The sequence below is a fragment of the Rhizobacter sp. P2_D12 genome (genome assembly GCF_056404395.1).
Window position 1 is genome coordinate 12,501 of sequence record NZ_JBFUEB010000063.1, and the last position, 26,916, is coordinate 39,416.

Annotated in this window: 24 protein-coding genes; 7 read left to right on the top strand and 17 right to left on the bottom strand. The window is 69.5% G+C overall.

Annotated elements, in window-relative coordinates:
* Positions 1-20: 20 nt before the first annotated feature.
* The 8 genes from AC1DYN_RS20310 to dusB all read right to left on the bottom strand — a co-directional run bounded on the left by AC1DYN_RS20310 (position 21) and on the right by dusB (position 6,734).
* The gene (locus AC1DYN_RS20310) at positions 21-938 is read right to left on the bottom strand and encodes a hypothetical protein (RefSeq protein WP_477962876.1); all 918 of its coding nucleotides are present in this window, start codon (positions 936-938) and stop codon (positions 21-23) included.
* Positions 935-1,507 carry a DUF6932 family protein gene (locus tag AC1DYN_RS20315; RefSeq protein ID WP_477962878.1) on the bottom strand — a complete coding sequence of 191 codons (573 nt, stop codon included), beginning with the start codon at positions 1,505-1,507 and terminating at the stop codon, positions 935-937. Before AC1DYN_RS20315 ends, AC1DYN_RS20310 begins: the two co-directional genes overlap by 4 nt.
* A 101-nt stretch (positions 1,508-1,608) precedes the next feature.
* On the bottom strand, positions 1,609-2,157 hold the full coding sequence (ruvC, locus tag AC1DYN_RS20320) for a crossover junction endodeoxyribonuclease RuvC (RefSeq protein ID WP_477962880.1): 549 nt from the start codon (positions 2,155-2,157) through the stop codon (positions 1,609-1,611).
* Between the two features lie 47 nt (positions 2,158-2,204).
* Positions 2,205-3,173 (bottom strand): phosphatidate cytidylyltransferase, encoded by a 969-nt coding sequence (locus AC1DYN_RS20325; protein ID WP_477962881.1) that lies wholly within the window; start codon positions 3,171-3,173, stop codon positions 2,205-2,207.
* Complete coding sequence (locus tag AC1DYN_RS20330) at positions 3,173-3,793, bottom strand: lysophospholipid acyltransferase family protein (RefSeq protein ID WP_477962883.1); 621 nt, start codon at positions 3,791-3,793, stop codon at positions 3,173-3,175. The genes AC1DYN_RS20325 and AC1DYN_RS20330 overlap by 1 nt, the downstream gene beginning before the upstream one ends.
* Positions 3,794-3,815: 22 nt before the next feature.
* Positions 3,816-5,399 (bottom strand): bifunctional phosphoribosylaminoimidazolecarboxamide formyltransferase/IMP cyclohydrolase, encoded by a 1,584-nt coding sequence (gene purH, locus AC1DYN_RS20335; protein ID WP_477962885.1) that lies wholly within the window; start codon positions 5,397-5,399, stop codon positions 3,816-3,818.
* A 13-nt stretch (positions 5,400-5,412) separates the two neighbouring features.
* A complete protein-coding gene (locus tag AC1DYN_RS20340; RefSeq protein WP_047500781.1) occupies positions 5,413-5,649 on the bottom strand; it encodes a Fis family transcriptional regulator in 237 nt (78 codons plus the stop codon).
* Positions 5,646-6,734, bottom strand: coding sequence for a tRNA dihydrouridine synthase DusB (gene dusB, locus AC1DYN_RS20345; protein ID WP_477962887.1), 1,089 nt, complete (start codon positions 6,732-6,734; stop codon positions 5,646-5,648). Before dusB ends, AC1DYN_RS20340 begins: the two co-directional genes overlap by 4 nt.
* A 64-nt stretch (positions 6,735-6,798) precedes the next feature.
* Between dusB and AC1DYN_RS20350 the strand changes: the two genes are divergently transcribed.
* Complete coding sequence (locus tag AC1DYN_RS20350) at positions 6,799-7,281, top strand: YqaA family protein (RefSeq protein ID WP_477962889.1); 483 nt, start codon at positions 6,799-6,801, stop codon at positions 7,279-7,281.
* Between the two features lie 153 nt (positions 7,282-7,434).
* The gene (locus tag AC1DYN_RS20355) at positions 7,435-8,175 is read left to right on the top strand and encodes a hypothetical protein (protein WP_477962891.1); all 741 of its coding nucleotides are present in this window, start codon (positions 7,435-7,437) and stop codon (positions 8,173-8,175) included.
* A 29-nt stretch (positions 8,176-8,204) separates the two neighbouring features.
* Here AC1DYN_RS20355 and AC1DYN_RS20360 read toward each other — a convergent pair whose 3' ends face one another.
* Positions 8,205-8,711, bottom strand: coding sequence for a phasin family protein (locus AC1DYN_RS20360; protein ID WP_477962893.1), 507 nt, complete (start codon positions 8,709-8,711; stop codon positions 8,205-8,207).
* Between the two features lie 181 nt (positions 8,712-8,892).
* On the opposite strand from AC1DYN_RS20360, the gene AC1DYN_RS20365 reads away from it, so the two are divergent.
* A complete protein-coding gene (locus AC1DYN_RS20365) occupies positions 8,893-10,890 on the top strand; it encodes an SDR family oxidoreductase (protein WP_477962895.1) in 1,998 nt (665 codons plus the stop codon).
* Here AC1DYN_RS20365 and AC1DYN_RS20370 read toward each other — a convergent pair.
* The 7 genes from AC1DYN_RS20370 to AC1DYN_RS20400 form a co-directional block, all read right to left on the bottom strand.
* Positions 10,887-12,863 carry an SPFH domain-containing protein gene (locus AC1DYN_RS20370; RefSeq protein ID WP_477962897.1) on the bottom strand — a complete coding sequence of 659 codons (1,977 nt, stop codon included), beginning with the start codon at positions 12,861-12,863 and terminating at the stop codon, positions 10,887-10,889. The two genes, AC1DYN_RS20365 and AC1DYN_RS20370, sit on opposite strands and share 4 nt — an antisense overlap.
* Before the next feature lie 335 nt (positions 12,864-13,198).
* Complete coding sequence (locus AC1DYN_RS20375) at positions 13,199-14,128, bottom strand: nucleotidyltransferase domain-containing protein (protein ID WP_477962899.1); 930 nt, start codon at positions 14,126-14,128, stop codon at positions 13,199-13,201.
* Complete coding sequence (locus AC1DYN_RS20380; RefSeq protein WP_477962901.1) at positions 14,125-15,357, bottom strand: MFS transporter; 1,233 nt, start codon at positions 15,355-15,357, stop codon at positions 14,125-14,127. Before AC1DYN_RS20380 ends, AC1DYN_RS20375 begins: the two co-directional genes overlap by 4 nt.
* Positions 15,354-16,379 carry a phosphotransferase family protein gene (locus AC1DYN_RS20385; protein WP_477962903.1) on the bottom strand — a complete coding sequence of 342 codons (1,026 nt, stop codon included), beginning with the start codon at positions 16,377-16,379 and terminating at the stop codon, positions 15,354-15,356. Before AC1DYN_RS20385 ends, AC1DYN_RS20380 begins: the two co-directional genes overlap by 4 nt.
* Positions 16,352-17,176, bottom strand: a complete 825-nt coding sequence (locus AC1DYN_RS20390; RefSeq protein ID WP_477962905.1) for an SDR family oxidoreductase — start codon at positions 17,174-17,176, stop codon at positions 16,352-16,354. Before AC1DYN_RS20390 ends, AC1DYN_RS20385 begins: the two co-directional genes overlap by 28 nt.
* A gap of 1 nt (position 17,177) precedes the next feature.
* Positions 17,178-18,176, bottom strand: coding sequence for a hypothetical protein (locus AC1DYN_RS20395; RefSeq protein WP_477962907.1), 999 nt, complete (start codon positions 18,174-18,176; stop codon positions 17,178-17,180).
* A gap of 22 nt (positions 18,177-18,198) precedes the next feature.
* Positions 18,199-19,332 (bottom strand): hypothetical protein, encoded by a 1,134-nt coding sequence (locus tag AC1DYN_RS20400; protein WP_477962909.1) that lies wholly within the window; start codon positions 19,330-19,332, stop codon positions 18,199-18,201.
* Between the two features lie 295 nt (positions 19,333-19,627).
* On the opposite strand from AC1DYN_RS20400, the gene AC1DYN_RS20405 reads away from it, so the two are divergent.
* On the top strand, positions 19,628-21,013 hold the full coding sequence (locus AC1DYN_RS20405) for an FAD-containing oxidoreductase (protein WP_477962910.1): 1,386 nt from the start codon (positions 19,628-19,630) through the stop codon (positions 21,011-21,013).
* A 40-nt stretch (positions 21,014-21,053) separates the two neighbouring features.
* A complete protein-coding gene (gene acpA, locus AC1DYN_RS20410) occupies positions 21,054-22,694 on the top strand; it encodes an acid phosphatase (protein WP_477962912.1) in 1,641 nt (546 codons plus the stop codon).
* Here the strand turns inward: acpA and AC1DYN_RS20415 are convergent.
* A complete protein-coding gene (locus tag AC1DYN_RS20415) occupies positions 22,579-23,910 on the bottom strand; it encodes a cytochrome-c peroxidase (RefSeq protein WP_477962914.1) in 1,332 nt (443 codons plus the stop codon). The genes acpA and AC1DYN_RS20415 overlap by 116 nt on opposite strands.
* 131 nt (positions 23,911-24,041) lie before the next feature.
* Here AC1DYN_RS20415 and AC1DYN_RS20420 point away from each other — a divergent pair, with 131 nt between their 5' ends.
* The gene (locus AC1DYN_RS20420) at positions 24,042-24,845 is read left to right on the top strand and encodes a substrate-binding periplasmic protein (protein WP_477962916.1); all 804 of its coding nucleotides are present in this window, start codon (positions 24,042-24,044) and stop codon (positions 24,843-24,845) included.
* A 1-nt stretch (position 24,846) separates the two neighbouring features.
* Positions 24,847-26,916: CHASE domain-containing protein (locus AC1DYN_RS20425; RefSeq protein WP_477962918.1), on the top strand; the 2,070-nt coding region annotated here is incomplete at its 3' end.

Below are 26,916 nucleotides of genomic sequence, written 5' to 3' on the forward strand. Positions count from 1 at the left end.
GTGTCTCGATGGCTGGCGTCTCAAGGCCATTCAGGAAGGCGAACCAGCAGATATCGCGGGCGGCCGCGGCCCACCTGCGTGGTCAGCACGTCGATCCGCACGCGGACACCAAGATGCCGATTGATGGCCGTGATGCCTTCGACAGCTGGCGCGACCTTGCCACGAATGGATTGCATGCTGTCGGCCACGGTGAACTCGAAGGTGCGACCCAGCGGCAGCAATCCGGTGAACTGTCCGGTCAAGGTGTCGTGCGCTTCGCGAAGGTTGTCGGCGGCCAGTCGCTGCAGGCTGCGCCTGACCTGCTCCACGTCGGAGAACCGGACCACATGGTCCGCATGCTGCAAGGCGCATGTCGCGTCGTTGTCCGCCAGCACCTTCAAGAAGGCACGAACCTTCTCGAGCGCACGCCGATCGGTTTCCGATGCCACATCCGCCAGCTCTTCGTCCGTGCCGAAGGTGCTTTCGAGCAACGCCCGGGTCCTGTCCAAGGCGGTTGCGACACCTGGGTCGTTGGCAAGGGGTGAGTCGGCCGAGCGGTTCTCTTCAAGTTCAAAGCCGAACGAGCCGATGGCGGTGCTGGTGATCAGCAATTGGTTTTGATCGCGATTCGGGATCGGGCCCGTCGCTGCCAACGGCGCAGACAGTGATGCGGCAATGGCTGCGACGGCATCGCTGAAACTGCTGACTGCACGCATGCCGAAGTCGGCCGCGATGCCGTGGCTGTCGATGACAGGCGCGCCGCTGAACGTCAGGCGAGCGCGTGCCGGTGGCCATGTCGACGGAATGTCCGGCGGAATATCCGCCAGCAGCGACTCCACGGCACGCAGCCGTGCCTCGGTGCTGATGCGCGTCAACACGGCGGACGCGGGCATGGTTGCCAGTTGTTCGCGCAGGAACCGCTGGTCAGCAAGCAGGTGGTGGCGCTCGGGTGATGTCATGTTTCAGTCGTCGAGGCATCGTACCGGGCCAACCATCGGCGCGCCAGCACATCGGATGCCGGATCCAGGTCGACTTGCAGGTACCCCTTCCAGGCCTGGTTGCGGCGATGCGACCAGAGGCCGTACCAATAGGCGCTCTGAGCGACGAGGTTCCGAGGCGGAAGTTCATCCAGGCCCACGAAGTAGCCATCGACGCGGAAGCGGGCCTTGGCCTTTTCGCTGTCAAGGACATCGCATCCTGCAGCGCTCGGCGCAAAGGTCGACGGTGTGTGCACGAAGCTCACGACGTCCAGATCTCGAGGATGGCGCGCCTCCAGCAGCTCGACCTGTTCCATGAAGCTGCCGTCGAGCCACTGCATGCCGGCGACCAGCCCGATGTCATGCATGGCAGCACGGTAGTCCATGAGCCCCGACAGGATCTGGCGGCGTGGCGCGGTGGTGGAGAAGCGCATCACGACGTCCAGCAAGGGTACCGAATAGGGAGAGCGCGTCGCACTTGTCGGACTTCGGGCATCGATGGGAGGAAGCAGGCCGTGCGGAGTCCATTCCGGGATCGCGATGAAGGTCAAGAGGGCTCCGGCAGAGAGTGTTCGTCCGCCGGAAATCTATCAGTCTGGAAGAAGAATGGCAGTGGACGCAATGTGCCATTGTCGGCTCCACGTGCAGGCACTCAGTAGCTGCGGCCCGCCTTGAACTGCGAACGCGTCGTGCGGGTGCGCTGCGTCGCTCGGTCGATGGCTGCGAACGACTTGGCGGCGTGCGCATGGCACACCGCGAGGCCCAGCGCGTCGGCTGCGTCCTTGCCGGGCAGGCCGGGCAGCTTCAGCAGCCGCATCACCATCTCCTGTACCTGTTCCTTGCGCGCCTGGCCGTGGCCGACGATGGCCTTCTTCATCTGCAGCGCGGTGTACTCCGACACCTCCAGGCTGCGCGACACCAGGGCCGTCAGCGCGGCGCCGCGCGCCTGGCCGAGCAGCAGCGTGCTCTGCGGGTTGACGTTGACGAACACGATCTCGACCGAGGCGCAGTGCGGCTCGTAGCGGGCCGCCACCTCGCAGATGCCGTCGAAGATGATCTTCAGCCGCGCCGGCAGATGACCGGCGTCGGCCGCGTCGGTCTTGATGGTGCCGCTGGCGACGTAGTGCAGCGTCGCCCCCTCGACGTCGATGACGCCGAAGCCCGTCGTCCGCAGGCCGGGGTCGATGCCGAGGATGCGCATGCTAGCGCCGCTCCCGGATTGGCATCCGGGCTACGGTATCGCCCGGTTCACGCATCGAAATACCACCGCACGGAATGGAAGAACACGGGCGCCGCGAACGCCAGTGGCGCCACCCGGTCCAGCAGCCCCACCGCGCCGGTCACCGAGGCCCGGTTGCCCCAGCGCCGCACGCCCGCATCGCGCTTGAGCGCCTGCATCACCAGCGAGCCGAGCGTGCCGCAGCCCGACGCGATGAAGCCGATCAGCAGCGACTGCGCCGGCTTGAACGGCGTGATCCAGTACAGCAGCCCGCCGACCAGCCCGCCGCCGAGCGCGCCGATGACGAAGGCCCGCCACGAGAACGTGCGGTCGATCTGCCGTGCCACCGGCAGCGCCCGCACGCGCCGGGCGGCCAGCGCCTGCACGCCCTGCGCGCACGCCACCACCAGCACCAGGTACAGCACCAGGAACGCGCCGCGCTCCTGGTAGCCCTCGAAGTCCAGCAGCAGCAGCGCCGGCGCATGGCTCATGCCGTAGATGCACACCATCGTGCCCCACTGGATCTTCGCGGTGCGCTCGAGGAAGCGCGTGGCGTCGTTGCCCAGCGCCGCCAGGATCGGCAGCGCCGCGAACGCATACACCGGGATGAAGACGGTGAACAGGTCGAAGTGCCGTGTGCCCGCCAGGAAGTACTGCAGCGGCAGCACCACGAAGAAGGCGGCCAGCAGCGCCCGGTGGTCGCCGCGCCGCGTGTGCGTCAGCGTGATGAACTCGCGCAGCGCCAGGAAGGACATCAGCGCGAACAGCAGCGTCGCGATGAAGGCGCCCGACGCCCACGCCACCCAGAACAGCACCGTGCCGATCCACACCGCGCGCAGCTCGCGCCGGAAGCGCTCGGTCAGCTCGGCCATCTCGGGCGACAGTTCGCGCAGCGAGCGCGCGAACGCCAGGCCGGTGACGATGGCCAGCAGCCCGAAGATGATCACGAACAGCAGGCCGACCTGCTGCGACACCGTCAGTTGACGCAGCGCACCCATCAGGCCGCCACCTTCGCCAGCGCGACCACGGCCGAGCGCGCGCGCTCGAGGAAGGCACGCTTGTCCTCGCCGGCGCCGAGCGTCATCGGCGCACCGAAGGTCACCGAGCACAGGATGGGCACCGGCACCACTTCACCCTTGGGCATCACGCGCTGCACGTTGTCGATCCAGGTGGGAATCAGTTGCACGTCCGGGAACTGCTCGGCCAGGTGGTACAGCCCGGCCTTGAAGGCCTGCGGTTCGCCCTTGTTGCCGCGCGTGCCTTCCGGAAAGATCACCAGCGAGTCGCCGTTGCGCAGCGCCTCGACCAGCGGCTCCAGCGGGTCTTCGTCCTCGGTGCGGATGCGGCTCACGTAGACCGCGTTGAACACCTCGCGCGTGATCCAGTGCTTCAGCGGCGACGAGGTCCAGTAGTCGCGCGCGGCGATCGGCCGCGTCTGTGCGCGCAGGTCGCGCGGCAGCGAGGCCCAGATCAGCACCCAGTCGAAGTGGCTCTGGTGGTTGGCGAAGTAGATGCGCTGCTCGGCCTTCGGCGGGCTGCCGTACCAGTGCCCCTGGGCACCGGTGATCAGGCGGGCGACGGTCGACAGCAGCAGGCCGACGAACTCGGGACGGGTCATGCCGGGATGGTAGCGGTCCGGCTCAGTGACGGAAGTGACGAACGCCGGTCAGCACCATCGCGATGCCGCGCTCGTTCGCCGCCGCGACCACCTCGTCGTCGCGCATGCTGCCGCCCGGGTGGATCACGCAGCTCGCGCCGGCATCGACCACCACGTCCAGCCCGTCGCGGAACGGGAAGAACGCATCGCTCGCGACCGCCGACCCTTGCAGCGACAGCCCGGCGTTCTCGGCCTTGATGCTGGCGATGCGCGACGAATCGACGCGGCTCATCTGCCCGGCACCGACGCCCAGCGTCATGCCGTTGCCGCAGAACACGATCGCGTTGCTCTTCACGTACTTGGCCACCTTCCACGCGAACAGCAGGTCCTGCAGCTGGGCCTGGGTCGGCTGCTTCACGGTGACCACCTTCAGGTCGGCCAGTGCCAGCTCGTGGTTGTCCGCACCCTGGATCAGCAGGCCCGAGCCGATGCGCTTGACGTCCTGCGCATTGCGGCCCTGCGACCAGGCGCTTGCGCCGCCCGGCGGCAGCGCGATCTGCAGCAGGCGCACGTTCTTCTTGGCCTTGAAGATCTCCAGCGCCTCGGCGCTGAACGACGGCGCGATCAGCACCTCGGAGAACTGCTTGGCCACCTCGGCCGCGGCCTTGCCGTCGAGCTCGACGTTGAACGCGATGATGCCGCCGAAGGCCGAACTGGTGTCGGTCTTGAAGGCCTTGGCATAGGCCTCGGCCGCGTCGGCGCCCAGCGCCACGCCGCACGGGTTGGCGTGCTTGACGATCACGCAGGCGGCCGGGGCATCGCCCGGGCCGAAGGACTTCACGCATTCCCAGGCCGCGTCGGCATCGGCGATGTTGTTGTACGACAGCTCCTTGCCCTGCAGCTGGCGGCCGGTCACCAGCGAACCCGGGGCCGGGTTCAGGTCGCGGTAGTAGGCAGCGGCCTGGTGCGGGTTCTCGCCGTAGCGCAGGTCCTGCAGCTTGACGAAGCGGCCATTGCTCTGCGCCGGGAACTCGCTGCGGCTGCCGTCGGGCTGCAGCGACGACAGGTAGTCGCTGATCGCGCCGTCGTAGTCGGCGATGCGGTTGAACGCCGCCACCGACAGCCTGAACTTCGTCTCGCGGCTCACGCTGCCGGCCGACTTGAGCTCGGCCACCACGCCGGCGTACTGCGAGGCATCGGTCAGCACCGCGACGTCCTTCCAGTTCTTCGCCGCCGAGCGCACCATCGCCGGCCCGCCGATGTCGATGTTCTCGATCGCGTCTTCCAGCGTGCAGCCGGGTTTGGCCACCGTGGCCTCGAACGGATAGAGGTTGACCACCAGCAGGTCGATGGTGGAGATGCCGTGTTCCTTGAGCGCCGACATGTGCTCGGGCAGGTCGCGGCGCGCCAGCAGGCCGCCGTGCACCTTCGGGTGCAGCGTCTTCACGCGGCCGTCCAGCATCTCGGGGAAGCCGGTGTGTTCGGCCACCTCGGTCACCGGCAGGCCGGCGTCGGACAGCAGCTTGGCGGTGCCGCCGGTGGACAGCAGCGTGCACCCCAGGGCGTGCAGTTCGCGGGCGAGGGCGAGCACGCCGGTCTTGTCGGAAACGGAAAGCAGGGCTTGCATGGGCTTGTCTCGATTACTTGGTCAGCTTGTGGTCCAGCAGCTTGCGCCGCAGGGTGTTGCGGTTGATGCCCAGCCATTCGGCGGCCCGGCTCTGGTTGCCGTCGGCATGCTTCATCACCACGTCGAGCAGCGGCTTCTCGACGACTTTCAGGATCATGTCGTACATCGCGTTCGGCTCGACCCCACGCAGGTCCTTGAAGTAGGTTTCGAGGCTGTCACGGATGCATTCTTCGATGTGCTTCTTGCTCATGCTTGTTGTTCGATGAGGTCTTGGTTGGCTGCCGCCGGGATGGCGGTGGGCAGCCGCAGGTGGGTGTCCGCCAGTTGATCGAACCAGTCGGTCACGGCGCGGACCTGCGCGTCGCAGGAATCCAGCGTGTTCATGTGGGCCCGGAAGCCTTCGCCGCCGGGCAGGGCGCGCACCGCCCAGCCGATGTGCTTGCGCGCGGTGCGCACGCCGGTGCCGGCGTCGTCCCGGCCGTACAGGCCGTAGTGGTCGTCCAGGTGCTCCAGCAGCCAGGCCTTGGCCTGCAGCACCTCGGGCGCCGGCAGGTGCTCGCCGGTCTCGAGGTAGTGGGCGATCTCGCGGAAGATCCACGGGCGGCCCTGCGCCGCGCGGCCGATCATCAGCGCGTCGGCGCCGGTGGCCGCGAGCACCTCGCGCGCCTTCTCGGGCGAATCGATGTCGCCGTTGGCAACCACCGGGATGCGCAGCGCGGCCTTCACCGCGGCGATGGTGTCGTACTCGGCCCGGCCGCCGTAGCCTTGCTCGCGCGTGCGGCCGTGCACCGTCACCATCGCGATGCCGGCCGCTTCGGCGGCGCGCGCGATGGCCACCGCGTTGCGCTCGGCCTGGCACCAGCCGGTGCGCATCTTCAGCGTCACCGGCACGCCGCGCGGCGCGCAGGCCGCCACCACCGCCTCGATGATCGCCAGCGCCAGCGGCTCGTCCTGCATCAGCGCCGAGCCGGCCCACTTGGTGCACACCTTCTTGGCCGGGCAGCCCATGTTGATGTCGATGATCTGCGCGCCGCGGTCGATGTTGTAGGCCGCGGCCTCGGCCATCATCTGCGGCTCGGTGCCGGCGATCTGCACCGCGATCGGCGCGACCTCGCCGTCGTGGTTGGCGCGCCGCGAGGTCTTCAGGCTGTTCCACAGCTCGCGCCGCGAAGTGACCATTTCACTCACCGCGTAGCCCGCGCCCAGCCGCTTGCACAGCTGGCGGAACGGCCGGTCCGTCACGCCGGCCATCGGGGCGGCGAACAAGCGGTTCGGCAGCGTGATGCCGCCTACGACGAGGCCATTGCCGAAGCCGTTGTCGGGGCCGGGATGCATGGTGGGGGAGTGCCAAAAAAGGAGGCAGAGTATAGCCCTTGGGGTCTGCGCATAATCCCCTCGGATGGATGCCTGGATCGACCCGCTGATCGCGCTGCTGGCGCTGCCCAAATTCGGTCTCAGTTCGATCTTCGTGATCGCGCTGATCTCCGCGACCTTGCTGCCGATGGGTTCGGAGCCGATGGTGGTGGCCGTCGTCAGCGCCAACACCGACCTGTTCTGGCCGGCCATCGGGGTGGCCACCGCCGGCAACACGCTGGGGGGCGCCATCACCTGGTGGATGGGCTACGGCGCCGAGAAGGCCTACGAGCACCTGGCGCACAAGCCGCATGAGGTGCGCGTGCTGCGCTGGCTGCAGCGTTTTGGTGCAAAGGCCTGCCTGCTGTCGTGGCTGCCGCTGGTCGGCGACCCGCTGTGCGCGGTGGCCGGCTGGCTCAAGCTGCCGTTCTGGCCTTGCGTCGCCTACATGGCGGTCGGCAAGTTCGGGCGCTACCTGGTGATGACGGCCATCGCGGTGTGGCTGTTTCCCGGCTGGTTCAAGACTTGAGTGGAATCAGTTTGTGACGAATTGCCAGATCGCCCCGACTTGGGACTGGCATGCTCCCGGGGGCGCGAGGCGGCATGGCAGGATCGTCGCTGCGCCCGGCGGGCTGACAAGGATGCATGTGTCGACAATTCAATTCCTGCTCGGAGCGATGGAATGAGCCTGCGCTTCCCGACCAAGGCCGATGCGAAGCCCGGCAAGAAGGCTGCGCCGCCGGTCGCGGCCGCGAAGCCGGCAGCGGCCTCCCGTGCGACGGCCAGGCCGGTGAAGGCCGACAAGGCTGGCAAGGGTGCCAAGCCCGCCAAACCGGCCAAGCCCGCGGCCGACCCGAATGCCTTCCTGAAGAACCCGGTGCGCTGGCTCAAGCGCTTCTTCCGCCGCCCGCTGCGTCTGCAGCGCAAGGGCCTGGACTTCAAGGTCGTGCTCGACCCGGCGGTGACACGCTTCTCCGATTCGGCGTTGTCTGCCGCGAGGGGCTCGCCGTCGGACACCGCCGACGTGCAGGCCATGCGCCTCGAACTGGCCGCGGTGCTCGACCGCGATCCGCGCTCACGCAAGGTGCTGGTGCACCTGAACATGCTGGAACGCGCGCTGAAATCCAAGGGCATGAAGGCCTTCGACGACCTGCCGCCCGAACTGTTGCGCAAGGCGATGGCGCAGCTCGACACGCTGGTGATGGACTGGTCGGCGCGCGGGCTGACGCTGCTGCGCGCGCGCGCTTCGGGCACGCTGGCGCGCACCAAGGTGAGCGCGGTCGGCCGGATGGATTTCGGCGACACCACGCACGTGCAGGTGCGCGAGGCGAGCGTCACGACCTTCATGGAGGTCGAGCAGGAGTGGGAACGATCGATGACCGGCAAGCTCGAGGGTTCGGCCTTCACTTCCAAGCGGACCTGAAGTGGCCCGGATGTCAATCCGGGCGACGGTCATGCGGCTTTTCGTGCGGCGCGCTTGACCGGTGCCTTCTTGGCGGGGGCCGTCTTCGCCGCCGCCTTGGCCGCCGGCTTCGTCGACTTGCCGATCAGTGCACTGAGTTCGTCGATGCGCTGGTTCAGCGCCGCCACGTCCTTCGCGCTCGGCACGCCCAGCTTGCCCAGTGCGCGCGCGGTGCGCTCCTCGAAGATCGCTTCCAGCTTGTCCCAGTGCTGGCCCGCCTTGGCGGTGACGTCGCCGGCCATGCCGCTCATCTTGTTGGTGACCTCGCCGATCTTCTCCTCGGCCACCGCCTGGGTCTTGCGCTGCAGGCTGATGCCTTCCTTGACCAGCGCATCGAACACCTTGCCGCCTTCTTCCTGGGCCTTCGAGAAGGCGCCCAGCCCGGCCAGCCAGATCTGCTGGGCCGAGTCCTTCACGGTGCCGGCGAATGCGCCGTCGAGCAGCCCGGCGGCCGACGTGCTCTTCTTCTCGGCCATCTTCTGGAGTTTCTTGACCATGGGTTCCTCTGTCGGTTGTTGAAAAGTCGCCGCGCCACTATAGGAGCGCACCGGCGGCGCGGCACCGCCTTTCTCTAGGGCGCGGCGTCTATGGGGAAGCTCGGGTAATCGCGCAGCGGCGCCCGCGAGGGTTTGGACAAGAATCGAACGAAACCAACCCGACCGTCCCCAGGAGGAACGCATGCAGTATTTCGTCACCGGCGCCACCGGCTTCATCGGCAAGCGCCTCGTCAAGACCCTGCTGCAGCGCCGCGGCGCGACCGTGCACTTCCTGCTGCGTCCCGAGAGCGAGGGCAAGGTGGACGACCTGCTGGCCTTCTGGGGCGTCACCAAGGCGCGCGCGATTCCGGTCTACGGCGACCTGACCGCGAAGAAGCTCGGCGTGTCGGCCGACGACGTCAGGCGCCTGAAGGGCCACATCGACCACGCCTACCACCTGGCCGCCGTCTACGACCTGTCGGCCGACGAAGAGAGCCAGGTGCAGGTCAACATCGAAGGCACGCGCAACGTCGTCGAGTTCGTGAAGGCCATCGACGCCGGCCACCTGCACCACGTCAGCTCGATCGCCGCCGCCGGCCTCTACGAAGGCGTGTTCCGCGAGGACATGTTCGACGAGGCCGAGGGCCTGGACCATCCGTACTTCATGACCAAGCACGAGAGCGAGAAGATCGTGCGCAAGGAGGCCAAGCTGCCGTGGACGGTGTACCGCCCGGCGATGGTGGCCGGCGATTCGCAGACCGGCGAGATGGACAAGATCGACGGCCCGTACTACTTTTTCAAGCTGATCCAGCGCATGCGGCAGATCCTGCCGCCCTGGATGCCCAGCGTCGGGCTGGAAGGCGGGCGCGTCAACATCGTGCCGGTGGACTTCGTCGTCGCGGCGCTCGACCACATCAGCCACGGCAAGGCCGAGCTGAACAAGCGCTGCTTCCACCTGGTCGACCCGCAGGGCTACCGCGTCGGCGACGTGCTCGACATCTTCAGCAAGGCCGCGCATGCGCCGAAGATGAACCTGTTCATCAATGCCGCGCTGCTGGGCTTCATCCCGCGCAGCGTCAAGAAGGGCCTGATGACGCTGGCACCGGTGCGCCGCGTGCGTGCCGCGGTGATGAAGGACCTGGGCCTGCCCGAGGACATCTTCACCTTCATCAACTACCCGACGCGCTTCGACTGCCGCGAGACGCTGGCCGCGCTGAAGGGCAGCGGCATCGAGTGCCCGAAGCTCAACGACTACGCCTGGCGCCTGTGGGACTACTGGGAGCGCCACCTCGACCCGGCGCTGCTGATCGACCATTCGCTGCGCGGCACCGTCGGCGGCAAGGTGGTGCTGGTGACCGGCGGCTCGTCGGGCATCGGGCTGGCGGCGGCGATCAAGTTCGCCGAGGCCGGCGCGATCACGCTGATCTGCGCGCGCGACGAAGCCAAGCTGGCCGAGGCGCGCAAGGAGATCCTGCTGGCCGCCGGCAAGGACGCGCGCGTCGAGACCTTCTCGTCCGACATCTCCGACGAGGCGAGCTGCCGCGAGCTGCTCGACTGGATCCAGCAGAACTTCGGCGGCGTGGATTTCCTGATCAACAACGCCGGCCGCTCGATCCGCCGCGCGATCGAGAGCAGCTACGACCGCTTCCACGACTTCGAGCGCACGATGCAGCTGAACTACTTCGGCTGCCTGCGCGTGACGATGGGGCTGCTGCCCGGCATGGTCGCCAAGCGCAAGGGGCACATCGTCAACATCAGCTCGATCGGCGTGCTGACCAATGCGCCTCGCTTCTCGGCCTACGTGGCCAGCAAGGCCGCGCTGGACGCGTGGACGCGCTGCGCGTCGAGCGAATATGCCGACACCGGCATCACCTTCACGACCATCAACATGCCGCTGGTGCGCACGCCGATGATCGCGCCGACGAAGATCTACAACAACGTGCCGACGCTGGCGCCGGAAGAGGCGGCCGACATGATCGCCAAGGCCTGCGTCCACAAGCCGGTGCGCATCGCGACGCGGCTGGGCATCGCCGGCGAGGTGCTGCACGCGCTGGTGCCGCGCATCGCGCAGATCGTGATGAACACCAGCTTCCGGATGTTCCCGGACAGCTCGGCGGCCAAGGGCGACAAGGCGGCGAAACCGACCCTGTCACCCGAGGCGATCGCGCTGCAGCAGATGATGCGCGGCATCCACTTCTAGTCTCGCGGCCCGGATGACGATCCGGGTTTCGCATCCCCCAGCAACTCGCGGGCGCGCAGCGAGTTCATCAACGCGAGCATCGTCGCGAACGCGTCCCCGCCGGCGCTGCCGCCGAGCTGGATCTGCGGCACCAGCGGCACCTTCGCGGTCTCGAAGGCCTCGGCCAGGCGCAGCATCACGGTCTGCATCAGCTGCTTGTCGGCGCCGATGCCTTCCAGCGCATCCGACTTGGCCTTGATCGACGCGGCCTCGGCCGCACCGATCGCCTTGATGGCCGAGGCCCGGCCCGCGCCTTCGTTCTCCTGGCGGTACTTGTCGGCCTGCGCCAGCAGCGCGATCTCCTCGCGCCGGCGCTCGGCCGCCTTCACCGCGGCGGCACCGTTGTTGTCCTTGATCGAGATGTCCACCAGCGAGGCGGTGAGCTCGGCCTGCTTCTGTGCCCGCTTCTCCGCCTCGTTCAGCTCGCGCTGCTTGTCGGCCGCGATCTGCTTCTGCGCGAAGGTCTCGACCTGCTCGCGCGCGATCTGGCGGTCGCGCAGCTGCGCCATGATGTTCTCGATCTGCATGTCGCCTCCCTGCGGCTTCGGCGTGCCGATCAGCACCTCCTGGAACTCCAGCGAGTAGGCCTTGAAGCGCTCGCGCATGTCGGTCGACGCGTTGGCCTGCAGCTCGCTGCGCGACTGGATCAGCTCGATGAAGGTGCGCGTCTGCGAGACGTTCTTGAAGTACGACGACACCATCGGGTCCAGCGTCTGCTCGACCAGCTGCTTCACGTTGCCGAAGCGCTGCACCACCATCGGTGCCTTGCGGTAGTCGATGTGCACGACCACGGACAACGGCAGCAGCGGCTCGAAGGCATCCTTCGTGATCAGCGTGATCTCGCGCAGGTTCGAATCGAAACTGGAGCCGCTGGACCCCGACTGCCACATCAGCACGAAGTTGGTCGTGGGCACCAGCTCGATCTTGCCGGCGTAGGTGTTGAACGCATACTTGCCCGGCATCATCGGGTCGCGCCACACGCCGCGGCAGCCGGTCTCCACCAGTTCGCCGTGCGTGTAGTCCTGGCCTGAGGTGTCGTCGCCGCGGCGCCCGGTGTACGAGACCACGACGCCGACGAAGCCCACCGGGATCACCGTCTTGCGGATCAGCTCGACCGTCGCGAACAGCCGGTTGATGAAGTACGTGCCTTCGACCAGCACGCGCTCCTGCCGGCCACGGCGCCCGCCCGACGCCAGGAAGGCCTGCGGTTCCTGGAACGAGTTGTGGCGATCGCCGACGTCGGGTGCGAGCAGCTCGTCGCGCTGCAGCGGCGGACCGTCGTGCACCGTGACGACGGCCAGCAGGTCGGAGTCGGCGTTCTCGTTCGCCGTGCCGCGGATCACCACCGGCGAGAACGCGCTGCGCTGGTCCAGCACCTCGCGCATCCTGTCGTAGAAGGCCTGTTCGTGGCGGTCCATCGACATCGAGTAGGTCTCCTCCTCCGTCATCACGACGAAGAGGGCCGGGTTGATGATGTGTGTGCCTTCCCGCAGCACCTTGCGTTGCGGCCCCTTCTGGCCGCCTCCGCCGATGAAGGCGCGGGCATCGCGGAAGTCGCGCGCGCCCGCGTTGTCGGCCAGTGTCTGCCCGGCGGGCAGGTCCTCGCCGTCGCGCGCGAAGACGTAGCCGATCTTGCCTTGCGTGACCGACACCATGCGGCTCAGGTGCACGCGGTACTGGAAGGGCGCGAAGAAATGGAAGCCGCCGCGGCGCAGGTCGGGTTGCAGGCCGGCTTCGCCGTGCAAGGCCAGCAGGCCGGCTTTCACGGAGCCACCGGAGCTCCACAGTCGCTCGACGACGCCGATGCGGTCGTTCGGGATGTAGCGCACCATGCCGGAGGCCAGCGCGAACAAGGCCAGCAGCGCCACGATGCCCAGCGTCGCACCGACGACGATCCAGGGCGTCGGCACCGGGCCGATCAGGTCATGAAACATACCTTCCTTCTTTCTGAAGTCATGGGAGGGCGTGGCCGACGGTCGCGCACGGGGGCGCGACGCCGCAGGCCGTGCAGCCATGGCTGCCGGCGAGCGCGTCAGGCCACGATCAGGCGCGGGCGCACAGGCGCCCGACGCGAGATTCGGGTCAACGGGAGGGGGAAGAGCGGGCGGTGCCCGTCAGCAAACGCCGGGGCGCAATCTGCGGCGCCATGGCTGCAGCCGCAGCGCGATGCGCGGGAACGTGGAGTGCCGTTGCCAGCGGCTGCCGTTGGAGGCACAAGCAGCGCGCGAAGCGCTGACCCAGCATGAAGTGCTCAAGAGATGCTCACTTGTCAAAGGCCGAAGGCCCGACGCGCGAGATCGTGCTCCTGGTTTTCCCGCGGGTCAAGTGGCCGCGTCGCCGGCTCGGCGATCCAGAGTTGGGGTGCCGCGGCAATCGCATCGACCAACCGCCGCGCCGACACCGCCGGGTCGCCCGGCTGCGGCAGCTCGCCGAGCATGCCGGCGCACAGCTGCTGCAGCAGGCCGAGCGCCGCCGCGAGCTGCACCGCGTCGCCGCCGAGCCGGGCCGACGCGATGCCGATCTCGCGCACCACCGGGTCGTCGTCGAGGCCGTCGCGCACGATGCGCTTGGTGCTGGCGACCGGGTCGTAGCCGTCGCCGAGCTGGAACAGGCGCAGCGCGATCGCGATCGTGATCAGGCTGGCAAGCACGTGGCGCGCGGCGAACACCTCGCCGCGCGACAGGTGCCGGCACACCGACATGTGCGCATACGCGACGTCGAATTGCACGCGGGCGATGACTTGCTCGCGCGACAGCTTGCGGGCGATGGCGTCCTGCAGCGGATCGAGGTGCCCGGCGCCCCACAGCGGCCGCCAGCGCAGCACGCGCTCGGTCACCGGCACGGTGTCCGGCGTCACGGCGAAGATCTCGACCTTGAACCCGTCGGCATACAGCACCGAGGTGCGGCAACCGAAGCCTTCCTTCCACGTGGGGCCGCCGGCCAGCTGGACGCGTTCGACCAGCAAGGGCAGAACGGTCTCGCCGAGCTGGCGCGCACCGGCCACCAGGGCGCCTTCGGCCAGCAGCACGACGAGGTCGAGGTCGGACTGGTCGTCCTGCCGGCCGCGGCCCTGCGAGCCCCCGAGGGCGACCGCCAACGCCGACGGGCACAGGCGCTGGATCGCCAGCGACAGGGTTTCGGTGAGGCGCTGCACGCTGCGCGCCGGCAACGGGGGTGGCGGGGTCACGCTGTTCGTCATGGCCGGGAGACCTGCAGTGCCCCGCCGAGGCGGGCGCGTTGTTCGAGGCTGGCGCGCACGACCACCAGCAACGCACCGGCGGCCGTCATCGCTGCGGCCAGCCCGTACACGCCGCAGCCCCAGGTGGGCAGCGCGCGGCTGGCGAGCCAGGACGCGCCGGCCAATCCGATGCCATGCGCGCAGGCGAGGTAGACGGCCTGCCCGGTGACGGCGTAGCGGGCGGGCCAGAGTTCGCGGATCCACAGCGCGCACAGCGCATGCGTCCACGACAGCGATGCGACGTGCAGCGCGAAGCCCAGCAGCAGCCAGGGCAGCGGCCCCGCCGACGCGAGCAGCGACCAGCGCAGCAGGGCCAGCGCGATGACGGCTCCGAACAGCCGGGCGTTGCCCCAGCGGGCGCGCAGCCGGTCGAAGGCGGCGAAGCCGAGGGCCTCGATGCCGAACGCGGCGCACCACAGCCCGGCGACCGCGGGGGGCGGCAGGCCGCGTTGTTCGAGCAGCAGGGTCGCGCTGCTGTAGAACACCCCGTTGGCGCCGATCAGCAGCGAGGCACCAGCCAGCAGCAGCACCGCGCGGGGCGTCAGCGCGGGGCGGGTGGGGCCCGTCGCCGTCGTTGCCGTGGTCATCGCCGTGGTCGTCACCGGCGTGGCGGCGATCTGCCGCGCGGCCGCTTGCGTGGGCCGCAGGCAGGCCACCAGCACGAGGCTCGAACCGAGCACCATCGCCGGCAACGCGAGGCGCTGCCACGCGCTGCCGGCCGACCAGATGCCGCCATACAACAGCACGCCGGCGCAGACCGCCAGCGAACCGAAGGCGCGCACCGAGCCGTAGCGCGAGCCGCCCTGCAGGTCGCGCACGCGCGTGGCCAGGGCCTCCAGCAGGCATTGGAAGTAGTTGCGGCACACGGCAATGACGATGACGCTGGCCAGCAGCGTGGCGAAGCGCGTCGAGCTGCCCAGCAGCCAGGCGGCCGCGACGCCGGCCCACGCGGCGGCCCACAGCACATGCGCCTGGCGCCGGGCCGCGTCGGCCCACCACGCGAGCAGCGGGCCGGTCAGCAGCTTGACGCCGAACACCGCGCTGAAGATCCAGCCGACCTCGTCGGGCGCCAGGCCCTTGTCCCGCAGGAAAGGCGGCAGGTAGCTCAGCAGCACGCCGGCCGGCAGGAAGAAGCCGAGGTAGCTGGCGCGCAACTGCCGATCCAGCGGGCCGAGCACCTGCCCGCTCACAGCAGCGCCTCCAGCGTCGTGAGGCTCCAGTGGCGCACGCGCTGCGCGGTGGTGTCGTCGAGGTGGCCGGTCCAGGCGGCGCGGCTCGGCCCGACCAGCCGGTACAGCACCTGGAAGCCCAGGTGCACCTGGAAGCGACGCAGCTGCGCCATCGGGTCGGCCAGCCGGCGTGCGCTGCCGTAGTGGTCCCAGGCCAGCGCGGCGACGGAGCGCGGATCGTTGCGTGCGTTCAGGGCCTGGATCGCGTACTCGCTGACCAGGTAGGCAAGGTCGTAGATGCCCGCGCCGAAGTGGCCTTGCTCGAAGTCGATGACCGACAGGCTGTTGTCGTCGACCAGCACGTTGCGCGAATTGAGGTCGCCGTGGACCGGGTCGGATTCGTCGGCGAGGTAGTCGCGGATGAACTGCAGCGCGCCCGCATGCACCCGCGGCGGCAGCTCGGTGATCAGCCTGGCGTACTGCAGGTCGACCTTGTAGGCCTTGAACGGCCGGCTGGCGGCCAGCAGCGGGCCGCGCGGCTCGAGCGGCAGCGTGTGCAGCACGGCCAGCCAGCGCACGAGCGACTTCAGCGTGGCCCGTGCGGCGGCTGCGTCGTCGTCGGCTTGCAGCAGCTGCTGCTGCAAGGGCGCGCCCGGGACGGCCTCCATCGCGACGAGATCGAGCTCGCTCTGGATCGCCAGCAGCGCGGGCACCTGCACCTGCGGCAGCGGGCGCTGCGGCACGGCCGGGTCGCGGGCCGCGCTGCCGGTGAGGGCCATGCGGCCGACGCCGCTGCAGGCACGCTGCGCCAGGTCGTGCCAGCTGCAGGCGACGAGGCAGCGTTGGGCCGCCCGCGTCGGCAGCGGCGGGAAGTCGCCGGAGCTGGCCGATTCGGTGAAGCGCTTCAGGTAGTGGGTGCCGGCGGCGGATTCGACCTTCAGCACGCGGTTGAACATCCCGCCGGCCACGGCTTCAACCTGTTGCGGTTCGGGCCACAGCAGCTGCGCGACGCGGGTCATCTCGGTATCGATGCGATGGGACATGGGGGAACAGGCTCGGGAAGGGGCGGGGCGATGCCGCGGTGGATGCCGCGCACGAACAGGCTTTGCGCGACCGGGAAGACGCTGATTTCCTGGATGTTGACGTGCGCCGGCTGCTGGTGGATCCATTCGATCGTGCGCGCCAGGTCGTGGGCCTCGAGCGGGATGAAGCCGGCGAAGCGCTCGGCTGCATCCAGGCCCGGCTGGCCGTCGAGCAGGCCGGTGCGCGTGGTGCCCGGCTGCACGCAGCTGATGCGCACGCCGCTGCCGTGCAGGTCGGCGCGCACGCAGCGCAGCAGCTGCTGCGTGTAGGCCTTGCTCGCGGCGTAGGCAGCCATCAGCGGCGCGGCGTCCTGGCCGGCCACCGAGCCGAGCACGACCAGCGTGCCGGCACCGCGCTGCTGCAGCAGGCGCGCGAAGTCGCGCACCACCATCGTCGTGCCGAGCACGTTGGTGCCGACGGTCTCGCGCAGGTCGGCATCGCTCATGCCGGTGAGGGCCACGCCCTGGAAGGCGCAGCCGGCGCAGTGCACGGCCAGTTCGATGTCGGCCAGCGGCAGGGCCTGGCCGGCCAGGGCGGCCATCAGCCCTGGCCGTGCGACGTCGTGCGCCAGTCCGATGAAGCGCTGCGGCCATTGCCGCGCCAACTCGGCCAGCGGCGTTTCGCCGCGCGCGATGCCGACGACGCTGAAGCCGCTGGCCAGCAGCCCTTGCGTGACGGCGCGCCCGATACCGGCGCTGGCGCCGGTCACGACGCACCAGCGCGGCCTCGGGGCGGGCCTGGCGGTGGAAGCCTCCATGTCAGCCGTTGACCAGGTGGTCGCTGCCGGGCACCAGGTGCGGCAGGTGGGGCGCGATCGAATGCACGTTGACCGTCTTGATGCTCCAGCGCCGGCGCTGCGCCGCCTCGTCGCGCACCGTGCCGATCTCCTTGCCGTGCAGCGACAGGTTGTTGGAGATCGACACGAAGTCGCCGCTGCGCATCTGCACGCGCCGCTTGTGGGCGTGCAGCGCGGCGGTGAGGCGCCTGACGGCGCTGCTGGCCGAATCGGTGAGGCCTTCGGTGCGGTTCTCGAAGAAGCGCAGGTCGACCTCGCGCGTCAGCACGGCGTGGTTGGCCGCCTTGCCGAGCTGCACGTTGCCGCTCATCACCGACAGGTCGTCGAAGGGCGTGTAGAACACCTGCTCGCGCAGCACGCCCAGCGTGTGCCGGTCCAGGGCCGCGAGGATGTCGCGGTTGGCGACGAAGGTGGTCGAGATCTCGTTGTCGTCGCAGCCGCGCAGCGACAGGATGTTCACCAGGTCGGGGCGCACGAAGTGGTTGGCGAGGTCCTTGTGGAAGTGGATTGGCCCGAGCGCCTTCTGCGATTGCGTGGCCTTCAGCGATTCCTTCGGGTAGATGTCCTGGAACACGTCGCCGTCGTTGACGTTCAGGTAGGCGATCGGGTGCTCGCCGGCGACCTCGGCATACAGCTGCAGGAAGCCTTCGGCGACGAAGGTCTTTTTCTTCGCATGCTTGTCGGCCACCGGGTCGTCGTTGCCCAGCTCGGGCAGCACGCGGTCGATGGGGCAGTTCTCGAGGAAGACGAACGGGTGCTCGTAGGCCGAGGCGCGCCGGCGCGCCTCGAGGAAGTCGCGGAAGCGGGCCAGCTGCGGCTCGCCGGCGACCAGCAGCCGGACCTGGTGGCGGAACGCCGCATAGGCCTTGTACGGGTTGAGGCGGATCGCTTCCAGCCGCTGCACGAGCGCGTCGTGCTCGGCATCGCCGAAGCGGAAATTCACCGGCAGGTCTCGGTGCATGGTCGGGTCTCCGGGGTGAGGCTCAGGTCAGGGATCGGGCGGCCAGCAGTTCGTGCAGCCTGGGCTTGGCGCCGACGGGGTCGAGCGTGACATCGAGGTGGCGCACGCCGGCGGCCTGCAGCCACGCCAGCGCTGCATCGCCCGGTGCCGCGCGCTGCCCGAGCGCCCGGTCATCGCCGTGCCAGCACGGGAAGTCGGGGTCGGCCGGCGGGAACACGGCATCGGCGATGTCGGCGGCCTGCAGCTGCGCGGTGCTGCCGCTGGCATGCAGCGTGAGGCCCGCGGCGTGGCCGGGTTCGAGCCGGGCCCGCACGATGCCGGCCAGCGGCGCGCGCCGCTGGTAGCGCAGGCCCAGCACTTCCGTCAGCAGGCAGGGCGCGACGATGCGCTTGTGGGCCTGCGCGTAGCTGCGGCGGTACAGCGCGTGGGCGCAGCCGCGGCCGGTTTCATCGCGCCGGCGCTGCAGGTCGCGCAGCCCGGCGTCGAAGACGTGCCGCAGCTCGGGGTAGTCGAGGATCGTGCCTTCGCAGTACGACAGGTAGCTGGGCCACGACCAGACGCTGCGGCCGTCTTCGGCATCGAGCAGCACGCGGTCGTTCGACAGCGGCTGCGCGCCCTGGCGCAGCACCGCGTCGATGAACAGCGTCGACTTGCCCGCGCCCTTGCCGCCGAGGAACAGCCAGGCGGCGCCGTCGACCAGCACCGCGCTCGCGTGCAGCATCGGCGCGAAGCGCGGGCCGCGGCGCCACAGCGCCAGGTTGCGCGCGGCGTGGAAGATCAGTTCGCTGGCGCGTGCGGTGTGCATCGGATCGATGTGCGCATCGAGCCGCGCTTGCGTGGCGTGGTAGCGGAACAGCACGCCTTCGCCGGGCAGGTGGATGGAGGCGGTGTCGGCCGGGCCGTCGAGGTTCCAGTGGGCGTAGTTCAGCGAGCGGTGGAAGTGCGCGCAGCGCGGCCAGCCGGCCGAAGCCTGGTGCAGCTCGGCCGCCGAGGCATGGTGCACCCGGATCTCGATGGTGGAGGTGACCGCCGGATCGGCGAGCGGTGCGACGCCCGGCTCGTACGAGCGTGCGATGCGGTCGAAGAACCAAGCATCGCCAAAGGCGCTGTGCAGGATGAATTGGCTGTCGAGCAGCCGATGGCGGGTGATGTCCACGCGAACCTCGAAGACGCAGCGTTCCTCGGCGACGGGGTCGCCAAGACCTGAAGAAGGGGGAACAACGAGCGTCTCCGAGTGGGAGTCGTGGGCCGCATGACAGGCGGCCGGCTGGCGCGGACCCAAGAATCCTTGGAAGTCCTGGCGTGAAAGTCTACGGAGGCGCCGATGCCCGGTCAAGCACGTGCTGCGCGTGGGGACATCGGGGCTGTCAGAACAGGGGGCATGAACCGACCAAGGCGCTGCAGCTTTGCAGCCGGCGCATGATGCGGCGCCAGTTCCACGGAGGACACCCATGACACGCACGTTCGACGCCATCGTGTTCGGCAGCGGCCAGGCCGGCCCGTTCCTCGCCGCCCGCTTGTGCGCCGCCGGCATGAAGACCGCGCTGGTCGAGCGCGAGCACCTGGGCGGCACCTGCGTCAACGACGGCTGCATCCCGACCAAGACGCTGGTGGCCAGCGCGCGCACCGCCCACGTCGCGCGGCGCGCGGCCGACTACGGCGTGCTGATCGACGGCGCGGTGCGGGTCGACATGAAGGCGGTGAAGGCGCGCAAGGATGCGGTCGTCGCGCAGTCGGTGCAGGGACTGGCGGGCTGGCTCGGCGGCATGGAGAACCTGAGCCTGGTCTGGGGCCATGCGCGCTTCGTCGGGCCCGATCGCGTGCAGGTGGGCGACGAGGTGCTGCAGGCGCCGAAGGTCTTCATCAACGTCGGCGCCCGTGCGGTGGTGCCCGACTGGCCGGGCCTGCACGAGGTGCCGTACCTCACCAACACGTCGATGATGGGGGTGGACGAACTGCCGTCGCACCTGATGGTGATCGGCGGCAGCTACATCGGGCTGGAGTTCGCGCAGATGTACCGCCGCTTCGGCGCGCGCGTCACGGTGCTGGAGCAGGGCGAGCGGCTGGTGTCGCGCGAGGATGCCGAGGTGTCGGCCGAGATCCGCGCGATCGTCGAGCGCGAGGGGGTCGAGGTGCTGACGAGGGCGCGCGACTTCGCGCTGTCGCGCACGGCCGATGGCGCGATCGGGCTGAAGGCCAGCGTCGACGGCCGGCCGCGCGAGCTGTCCGGCAGCCATTTGCTGGTGGCCGTCGGGCGGCGGCCCAACACCGACGAGCTGGGGCTGGAGCAGGCCGGCATCGCGCAGGATGCGCGCGGCTACATCACGGTCGACGACCAGTTGCGTACCAGCGTGCCCGGCATCTGGGCGCTGGGCGACTGCAACGGCCGCGGCGCGTTCACCCACACCTCGTACAACGACCACGAGATCGTCGCCGCCAACCTGCTCGACGGCGATGCGCGCCGCGTCGGCGACCGCATCCCGGCCTACGGCCTGTTCATCGACCCGCCGCTCGGCCGCGTCGGCATGACCGAGGCCGAGGTGCGCGCGAGCGGGCGCGACGCGCTGGTCGGCGTAATGCCGATGACGCGCGTGGGCCGCGCGAAGGAGCGCGGCGAGACGCAGGGTTTCATGAAGGTGCTGGTGGATGCGCAGACGCAGCGCATCCTGGGCGCGGCGATGCTGTGCATCGAGGGCGACGAGATCGTGCATTCGCTGCTCGACGTGATGGCCGCCGATGCGCCGTACACGGTGATCGCGCGCGCGATGCACATCCACCCGACGGTGAGCGAGCTGATCCCGACCTTGTTGCAGTCGCTGAAACCGCTGGGCAAATAGGGGAAGATAGCGGTCCCCCAGAAGCGCCAGGAGACCGCCGATGAAGATCCGAGCCACTGCCATTGCCCTGGCTGCGGCCCTCGCCGCCTGCACCACCAACCCGCCGTCCGGCGGCGCGGTGAGCGACGCGAGGCTGCAGCAGAGCATCGACACCGTCGTCGTGATCTTTGCGGAGAACCGGGCCTTCGACAACCTGTACGGCCTGTTCCCGGGCGCCGATGGCATCCCCGGCGTCAACCCGAGTTCGCGCGGCGCGTGGCAGCCGCAGACCGAGCGCGACAGCGACGCTGTGTTGCCCAAGCTGCCGCAGACCTGGGGCGGCGTGACGGCCGCCGGCCAGGCGGTGACGCTGGCGCAGGGGGCCACCGCCAACCAGGACAACAAGCCGTTCCAGATCGATGCCGAGGCCGGCTACCAGGGCAGCGGCGTCAAGGTAGGGCAGGACGTGATCACGCGCGACCTGTACCACCGCTTCTTCGAGAACCAGATGCAGATCAACGGCGGGCGCAACGACAAGTTCGCCGCCTGGGCCGACGGCGGCGGGTTGGCGCTGGGCTACTACGACGGCAGCAGGATGCGCCTGTGGCAGATCGCGCAGCAGTACGTGCTGGCCGACCGCTTCTACATGGGCGCGTTCGGCGGTTCGTTCCTGAACCACCAGTACCTGGTGTGTGCCTGCGTGCCGGTGGTCCCGGATGCGGAGCAGTCGCCGGCCAAGGGTTCGATCTCGGTGGTCGACAAGCTGCCCGATGGCCGCTGGAGCACGCGCCTGACGACGCGGCAGGATTCACCGGCCTCGGCCATCGCTGGGGCGCCGAAGTACGTCAACAGCGGCAACCTGACGCCGGCCAACTATGCGGGCGACGGCCGCTATTACGCGGTCAACACGATGCAACCGGCCTACCAGCCGAGCGGCGTGCCGCCGGCGGCCGGCGGCAACGACCTGCTGGCCGATGCGAGCAAGCCGACGACGCTGCCGCCGCAGACGCAGCTGACGATCGGCGACATGCTGGACCGCAAGGGCGTGAACTGGGCCTGGTACGGTGGCGCGTGGGACGTGGCGACGGCCGAGGGGCGGCAGCCGGCGGCCGTGGCGCGCAAGGTGATCTACACCTCGCCGGTGGGCTTCCAGACGCACCACCAGCCGTTCAACTACTACGCCGCGGTCGACCCGACCGATCCGGCGAAGGCCGCGTACCGCAAGGCGCACCTGAAGGATTTCGATGCGAGCTTCCTGCAGGACGCGGCGGCGGGCACCTTGCCGCCGGTGTCGTTCTACAAGCCGCAGGGCAACCTGAACCAGCACGCCGGCTATGCCGACGTCGCGGCCGGCGACCAGCACATCGCCGACGTGATCGCGAAGCTGCAGCAGGGCCCGCAGTGGAAGCGCATGCTGGTGGTCGTCACCTACGACGAGAACGGCGGCTTCTGGGACCACGCGCCGGTGCCCAAGGGCGACATCTGGGGGCCCGGCACGCGCATCCCGGCGATCATCGTGTCGCCGTGGGCGAAGAAGGGCTACGTCGACCACACGCCGTACGACACCGGCTCGATCCTGCGCTTCATCACTCGGCGCTTCCAGCTGGAGACGCTGCCGGGCCTGAAGATGCGCGACGAGGGGCTGGCGAAGAACGGGTCGCCGGCGATGGGGGATTTGACGGGGGCGTTGAAGCTGGAGTGACATACCCATCCGTCAACGTCTTCAAGAACGCGATCACATCCGCGATCTCCGCCTCGCTCAACGCCGGCTGGCTCCCCGGCGCCCGATCGAACGGCGGATCGACATTCACGTTCTCCTTCAGCGCCCCCGGCAGGTCGTCGTACGGCTCGACCTTCCCGTCCGCTCCCGTGCCGTACCAGCGCTGCGGCTCCAGGTCGCGCATCACGTAGAAGCGCATCACCTCCTCCAGCGAGTGCAGCACGCCGTTGTGGAAGAAGGCCTGCCGCAGCGCGACGTTGCGCAGCGTCGGCGTGCGGAATGCGCCGCAGTACTCGCGGTTCGCCGCCAGGTCGCGCCGCTCCGGTCCGCACAGCCCCAGGTCGTGGAAGCCCGCGTCGCGGTTCGCCGGCAGGCTGCGGTTGCGCGGCACGCCCAGCACGATGTGGCCGTGGTCGGTGAAGGCCGGAAACGCCCCCGTCGTCGCGCTGATCACGCTCGGGTGGCATGACGCGCAATTGCCCTTCGCCTCGTCGTTGAACAGCGCCAGCCCGCGCGCCTCCTGTGGCGACAGCTGCGCCTTGCCGCGCAGCACCGCGTCGTACTTGCTGCTGTACGGATGGAACTGCGCCGCATCCTGCTGGAACATCTCCAGCGCCAGCACCGCCCACTGGAAGCCGTGCTCGGCCGAATCCAGCGCGTCCGCGCCGAAGGTGTCGCGGAACTCGCCGGCATACGGCGCGCGCCTCAAGCGCTCCACCACCTCGGCCTCGCTCGCGTTCGCCATCTCGTTCGGCGACAGCAGCGCGAGCCCCGCCTGCTCGTGCGCGCTGGCCGCACGGCCATCCCAGTCGTGTCCGCCCGCCGGCCCCTGGTCGACGCTTTCATCCACGTCGTCGTCATGGCGGTGCTCGGTGAACGGCGGCACGTTCTGCAGGTAGCGCAGCGATGGTGTCGCACGGAACCCGAGCGCGGTGCCGTCGCGCCCGCCCGGCTGCACCGATTGGCCGTTCGGCGGCCCGTAGGCGGATGCCGGGTCGTGGCAGCTCGCGCAGCTCTGCTCGCCCGATGCCGACAGCAAGGGGTCGAAGAACATCGTGCGCCCCAGCCGCTGCATCTTCGCGAAATCGGGCTGGCGCTGCATCTGCATCGCGTAGGCCTCGGCCGCCTGCGCCGGCGGCAGGCCCGGCCGCACGATGGCGGCCAGCAGCAACGCGAAGCCGAGGTGATGCCACTTCATGGCCCGCGATTCTGCCGTCCGCAGGCCACCCCGGCATCCCCGGTGTGGGATTTTCCCGTCCGTTGCGGCAAGTCCCTGGGCCGCGCCATGCCGTGCCGGGCTATGCTGCGCCCCCAGGGGGTTGATCGAGCATGCAGAAGTTGTCGCAATGGCTGCGGGCCCTGGGTGTGTCGCTGGCGCTCGCGCTGATCGCGATGCCGCCGGCCGGCGCGGCGGACAAGCCCGACTGCCCCCGCCCGCTGAGCCTGGCGCTGCACGAGCACGGCCTGCTCTATTCCGGCGAGACCGGCGAGGGCATCGACAAGGACATGGCCGACGAGCTGGCACGCCGCAGCGGCTGCAAGCTCATCGTCTCGGTGATGCCGCGGGCACGCATCTGGCAGCTGATCGAAGGCGGGGCGCTCGACTTCAGCTTGTCGGGCATCACCAACCCGGCGCGCGAGCAGTTCGCTGCCTTCGCGTGGTACGTCTCCAACAAGTACTACCTGCTGGTGCGCAAGGACGCCAACGTCGGCGCGCTGGCCGATTTCGAACGCAACCCGCAGCTCAAGCTGGGCGTGATCCGCAGCTTCCGCTACAGCCCGACGGCCAACCGCTTCGTCGACGCGCTCGACGCGCAGGGCCGTGTCAGCCATGCCTCCAGCCTCGACCCGCTGTACCAGGTGCTGCTCGACAACCGCGTGCAGGCGATGATCATCGAGCCCTTCGACTACCCGACCATCCTGCAGGGCACGGTGCGGGCGCAGACGCGCATCGTCGAGTTCGACGACCCGCCGGTGCCGCACGGGCTGATCATGTCGAAGAAGTCGCTGTCGCCCGCGCAGCAGCAGGCCTGGCGCGCGCTGGTCGACGAGATGCGCGCCGACGGCACGGTGCAGCGCATCTTCGAGAAGTATTTCTCGATCGAGCTGGCCCGCTCGATGACGCGTTTCTAGCGTGAACCTGAAACGCTTCTTGCCCTTGCTGCTGTCGCTGCTGGTGGCCGCGGGCGCGCTCGCGATCACCGCGCTCGCGTGGCGGCACGAACGCGAATCCGAGGACGCCGCGCTGCGCGCAAGCTTCGACTTCGCGCTGCGCCAGGCCACCAGCCGCATCGAGCAGCGCATGGCCAGCTTCGAGCAGATGCTGCGCGGCGTGCAAGGGCTGTTCCTCGCGTCCGGCCGTGTCGAGCGCGCCGATTTCGACCGCTACGTCGACGCGCTGCTGGGCGGCGTCGACTTCACCGGCCTGCAGGCCATCGCCTACGGTCCGCTGCTGTCGGGCGACGAACTGGCGGCGCACGAAGCCGCGCAGCGCCGTGGCGACCCGGGCTACCGCGTGCGCCCGCCGGGCCCGCGCGCAAGCTACGTGCCGGTCACCTACATCGCGCCGGCGGCCGGGCGCAGCCTCACCGCGCTGGGCTACGACATCGCGACCGACCCGGTGCGCCGCGCCGCGCTCGAGAAGGCGCGCGATTCGGGCAGCGTCGCGATCACCGGCCGCCTGCGCCTGGTGACCGAGCCCGACCACGCACCTCAGTACGGCTTCCTGATGCTGCTGCCGCTGTACGCCGCCGGCCAGCCGGTCGACAGCGTGGCCGCGCGGCGGCGCAACGTGATCGGCTGGGTCTGGGCCGGCTTCCGGGTCGGCGACCTGATGTCCAGCCTGTACGGCGAGACGACGCCCGGGCTGGACCTGCGGCTGTACGACGGCGTCGCGCTGAAGGAAGACGCGCTGCTGTACCGCTCGATCGGCCTCGAGGCCGAGCAGCAGCCGGCGCGCTTCGAGGCGCAGGAGTACATCGGCGTGGCCGGCCAGAGCTGGACGGTGCAGGTGCGCAGCACGCCCGAGTTCGAGGCGCGCCACCACCGCGAATCGGCCCGCATCATCCTGTTCGCCGGCGCCGGGCTGAGCCTGCTGCTGGCCGTGCTGTCGTGGCAGTTCGCCACCGCCCGGGCGCGTGCGCACAGCGTGGCGCGCGTGATGACGCGCGAGCTGCGCGACAGCGAGCTGCGCTACCGCCGCATCGTCGAGACCGCCAACGAGGGCATCTGGCTGGTCAATGCGGCGGCCTGCCTGTCCTTCGTCAACCCGAAGCTGCTGCGCCTGCTGGGCCACGAGGCGGCCGCCATGCTGGAGCGGCCGCTGGGCGACTTCATCGACGATCCAGGCGGGCTGCTGTCGGCGGCCGAGCTGGCGCGCCGCCAGCCGGGCACGGTCGAGACCGCCGAGCTGCGCATGCACCGGCGCGACGGCCAGGGCGTGTGGGTCGCGATGTCGATCACGCCGGTGTTCGACGAAGGCGGCGGCTATGCCGGCGCGCTCGGCATGGTGACCGACATCAGCGAGCGCAAGCAGGCCGAGGCCCGGCGCGTGCTCCTCGAGGCGCAACTGCGCGAATCGCAGAAGATGGAGGCGATCGGCACGCTGGCCGGCGGCATCGCGCACGACTTCAACAACATCCTGGCCGCCATCCTCGGCAACGTGTCGCTGGCGCGCCACCAGCTCGACGATCGCCATGCCGCGGTGCCACCGCTGCAGCAGATCGAGATGGCCGGCGTGCGCGCGCGCAGCCTGGTGCAGAAGATCCTGGCCTTCAGCCGCATGCAGCCGCACGAGCTGGTGAGCCAGCCGATGCGGCCGATGATCGAGGAATCCATCGCGCTGCTGCGCTCGACGCTGCCGGCGACGGTGGAGCTGGTGCTCGAGCTGGAGACCCGGCCGCTGCAGGTGAGCGCCGACGCGACGCACGTGCAGCAGATCCTGCTGAACCTGTGCACCAATGCCTGGCATGCGCTGCAGGGCAGCAGCGGGCGCATCACGATCGGGCTGGATGCGCAAGTGCTGGATGCCGACGCGGCGCAGCGGCTGGGCGAGCTGCAACCCGGCACCTATGTGCACCTGTGGGTGGCCGACACCGGCTGCGGCATGGACGAGGCGACGCGGCTGCGCGTCTTCGAGCCCTTCTTCACGACCAAGCGGGTCGGCCAGGGCACCGGGCTCGGGCTGTCGGTGGTGCACGGCATC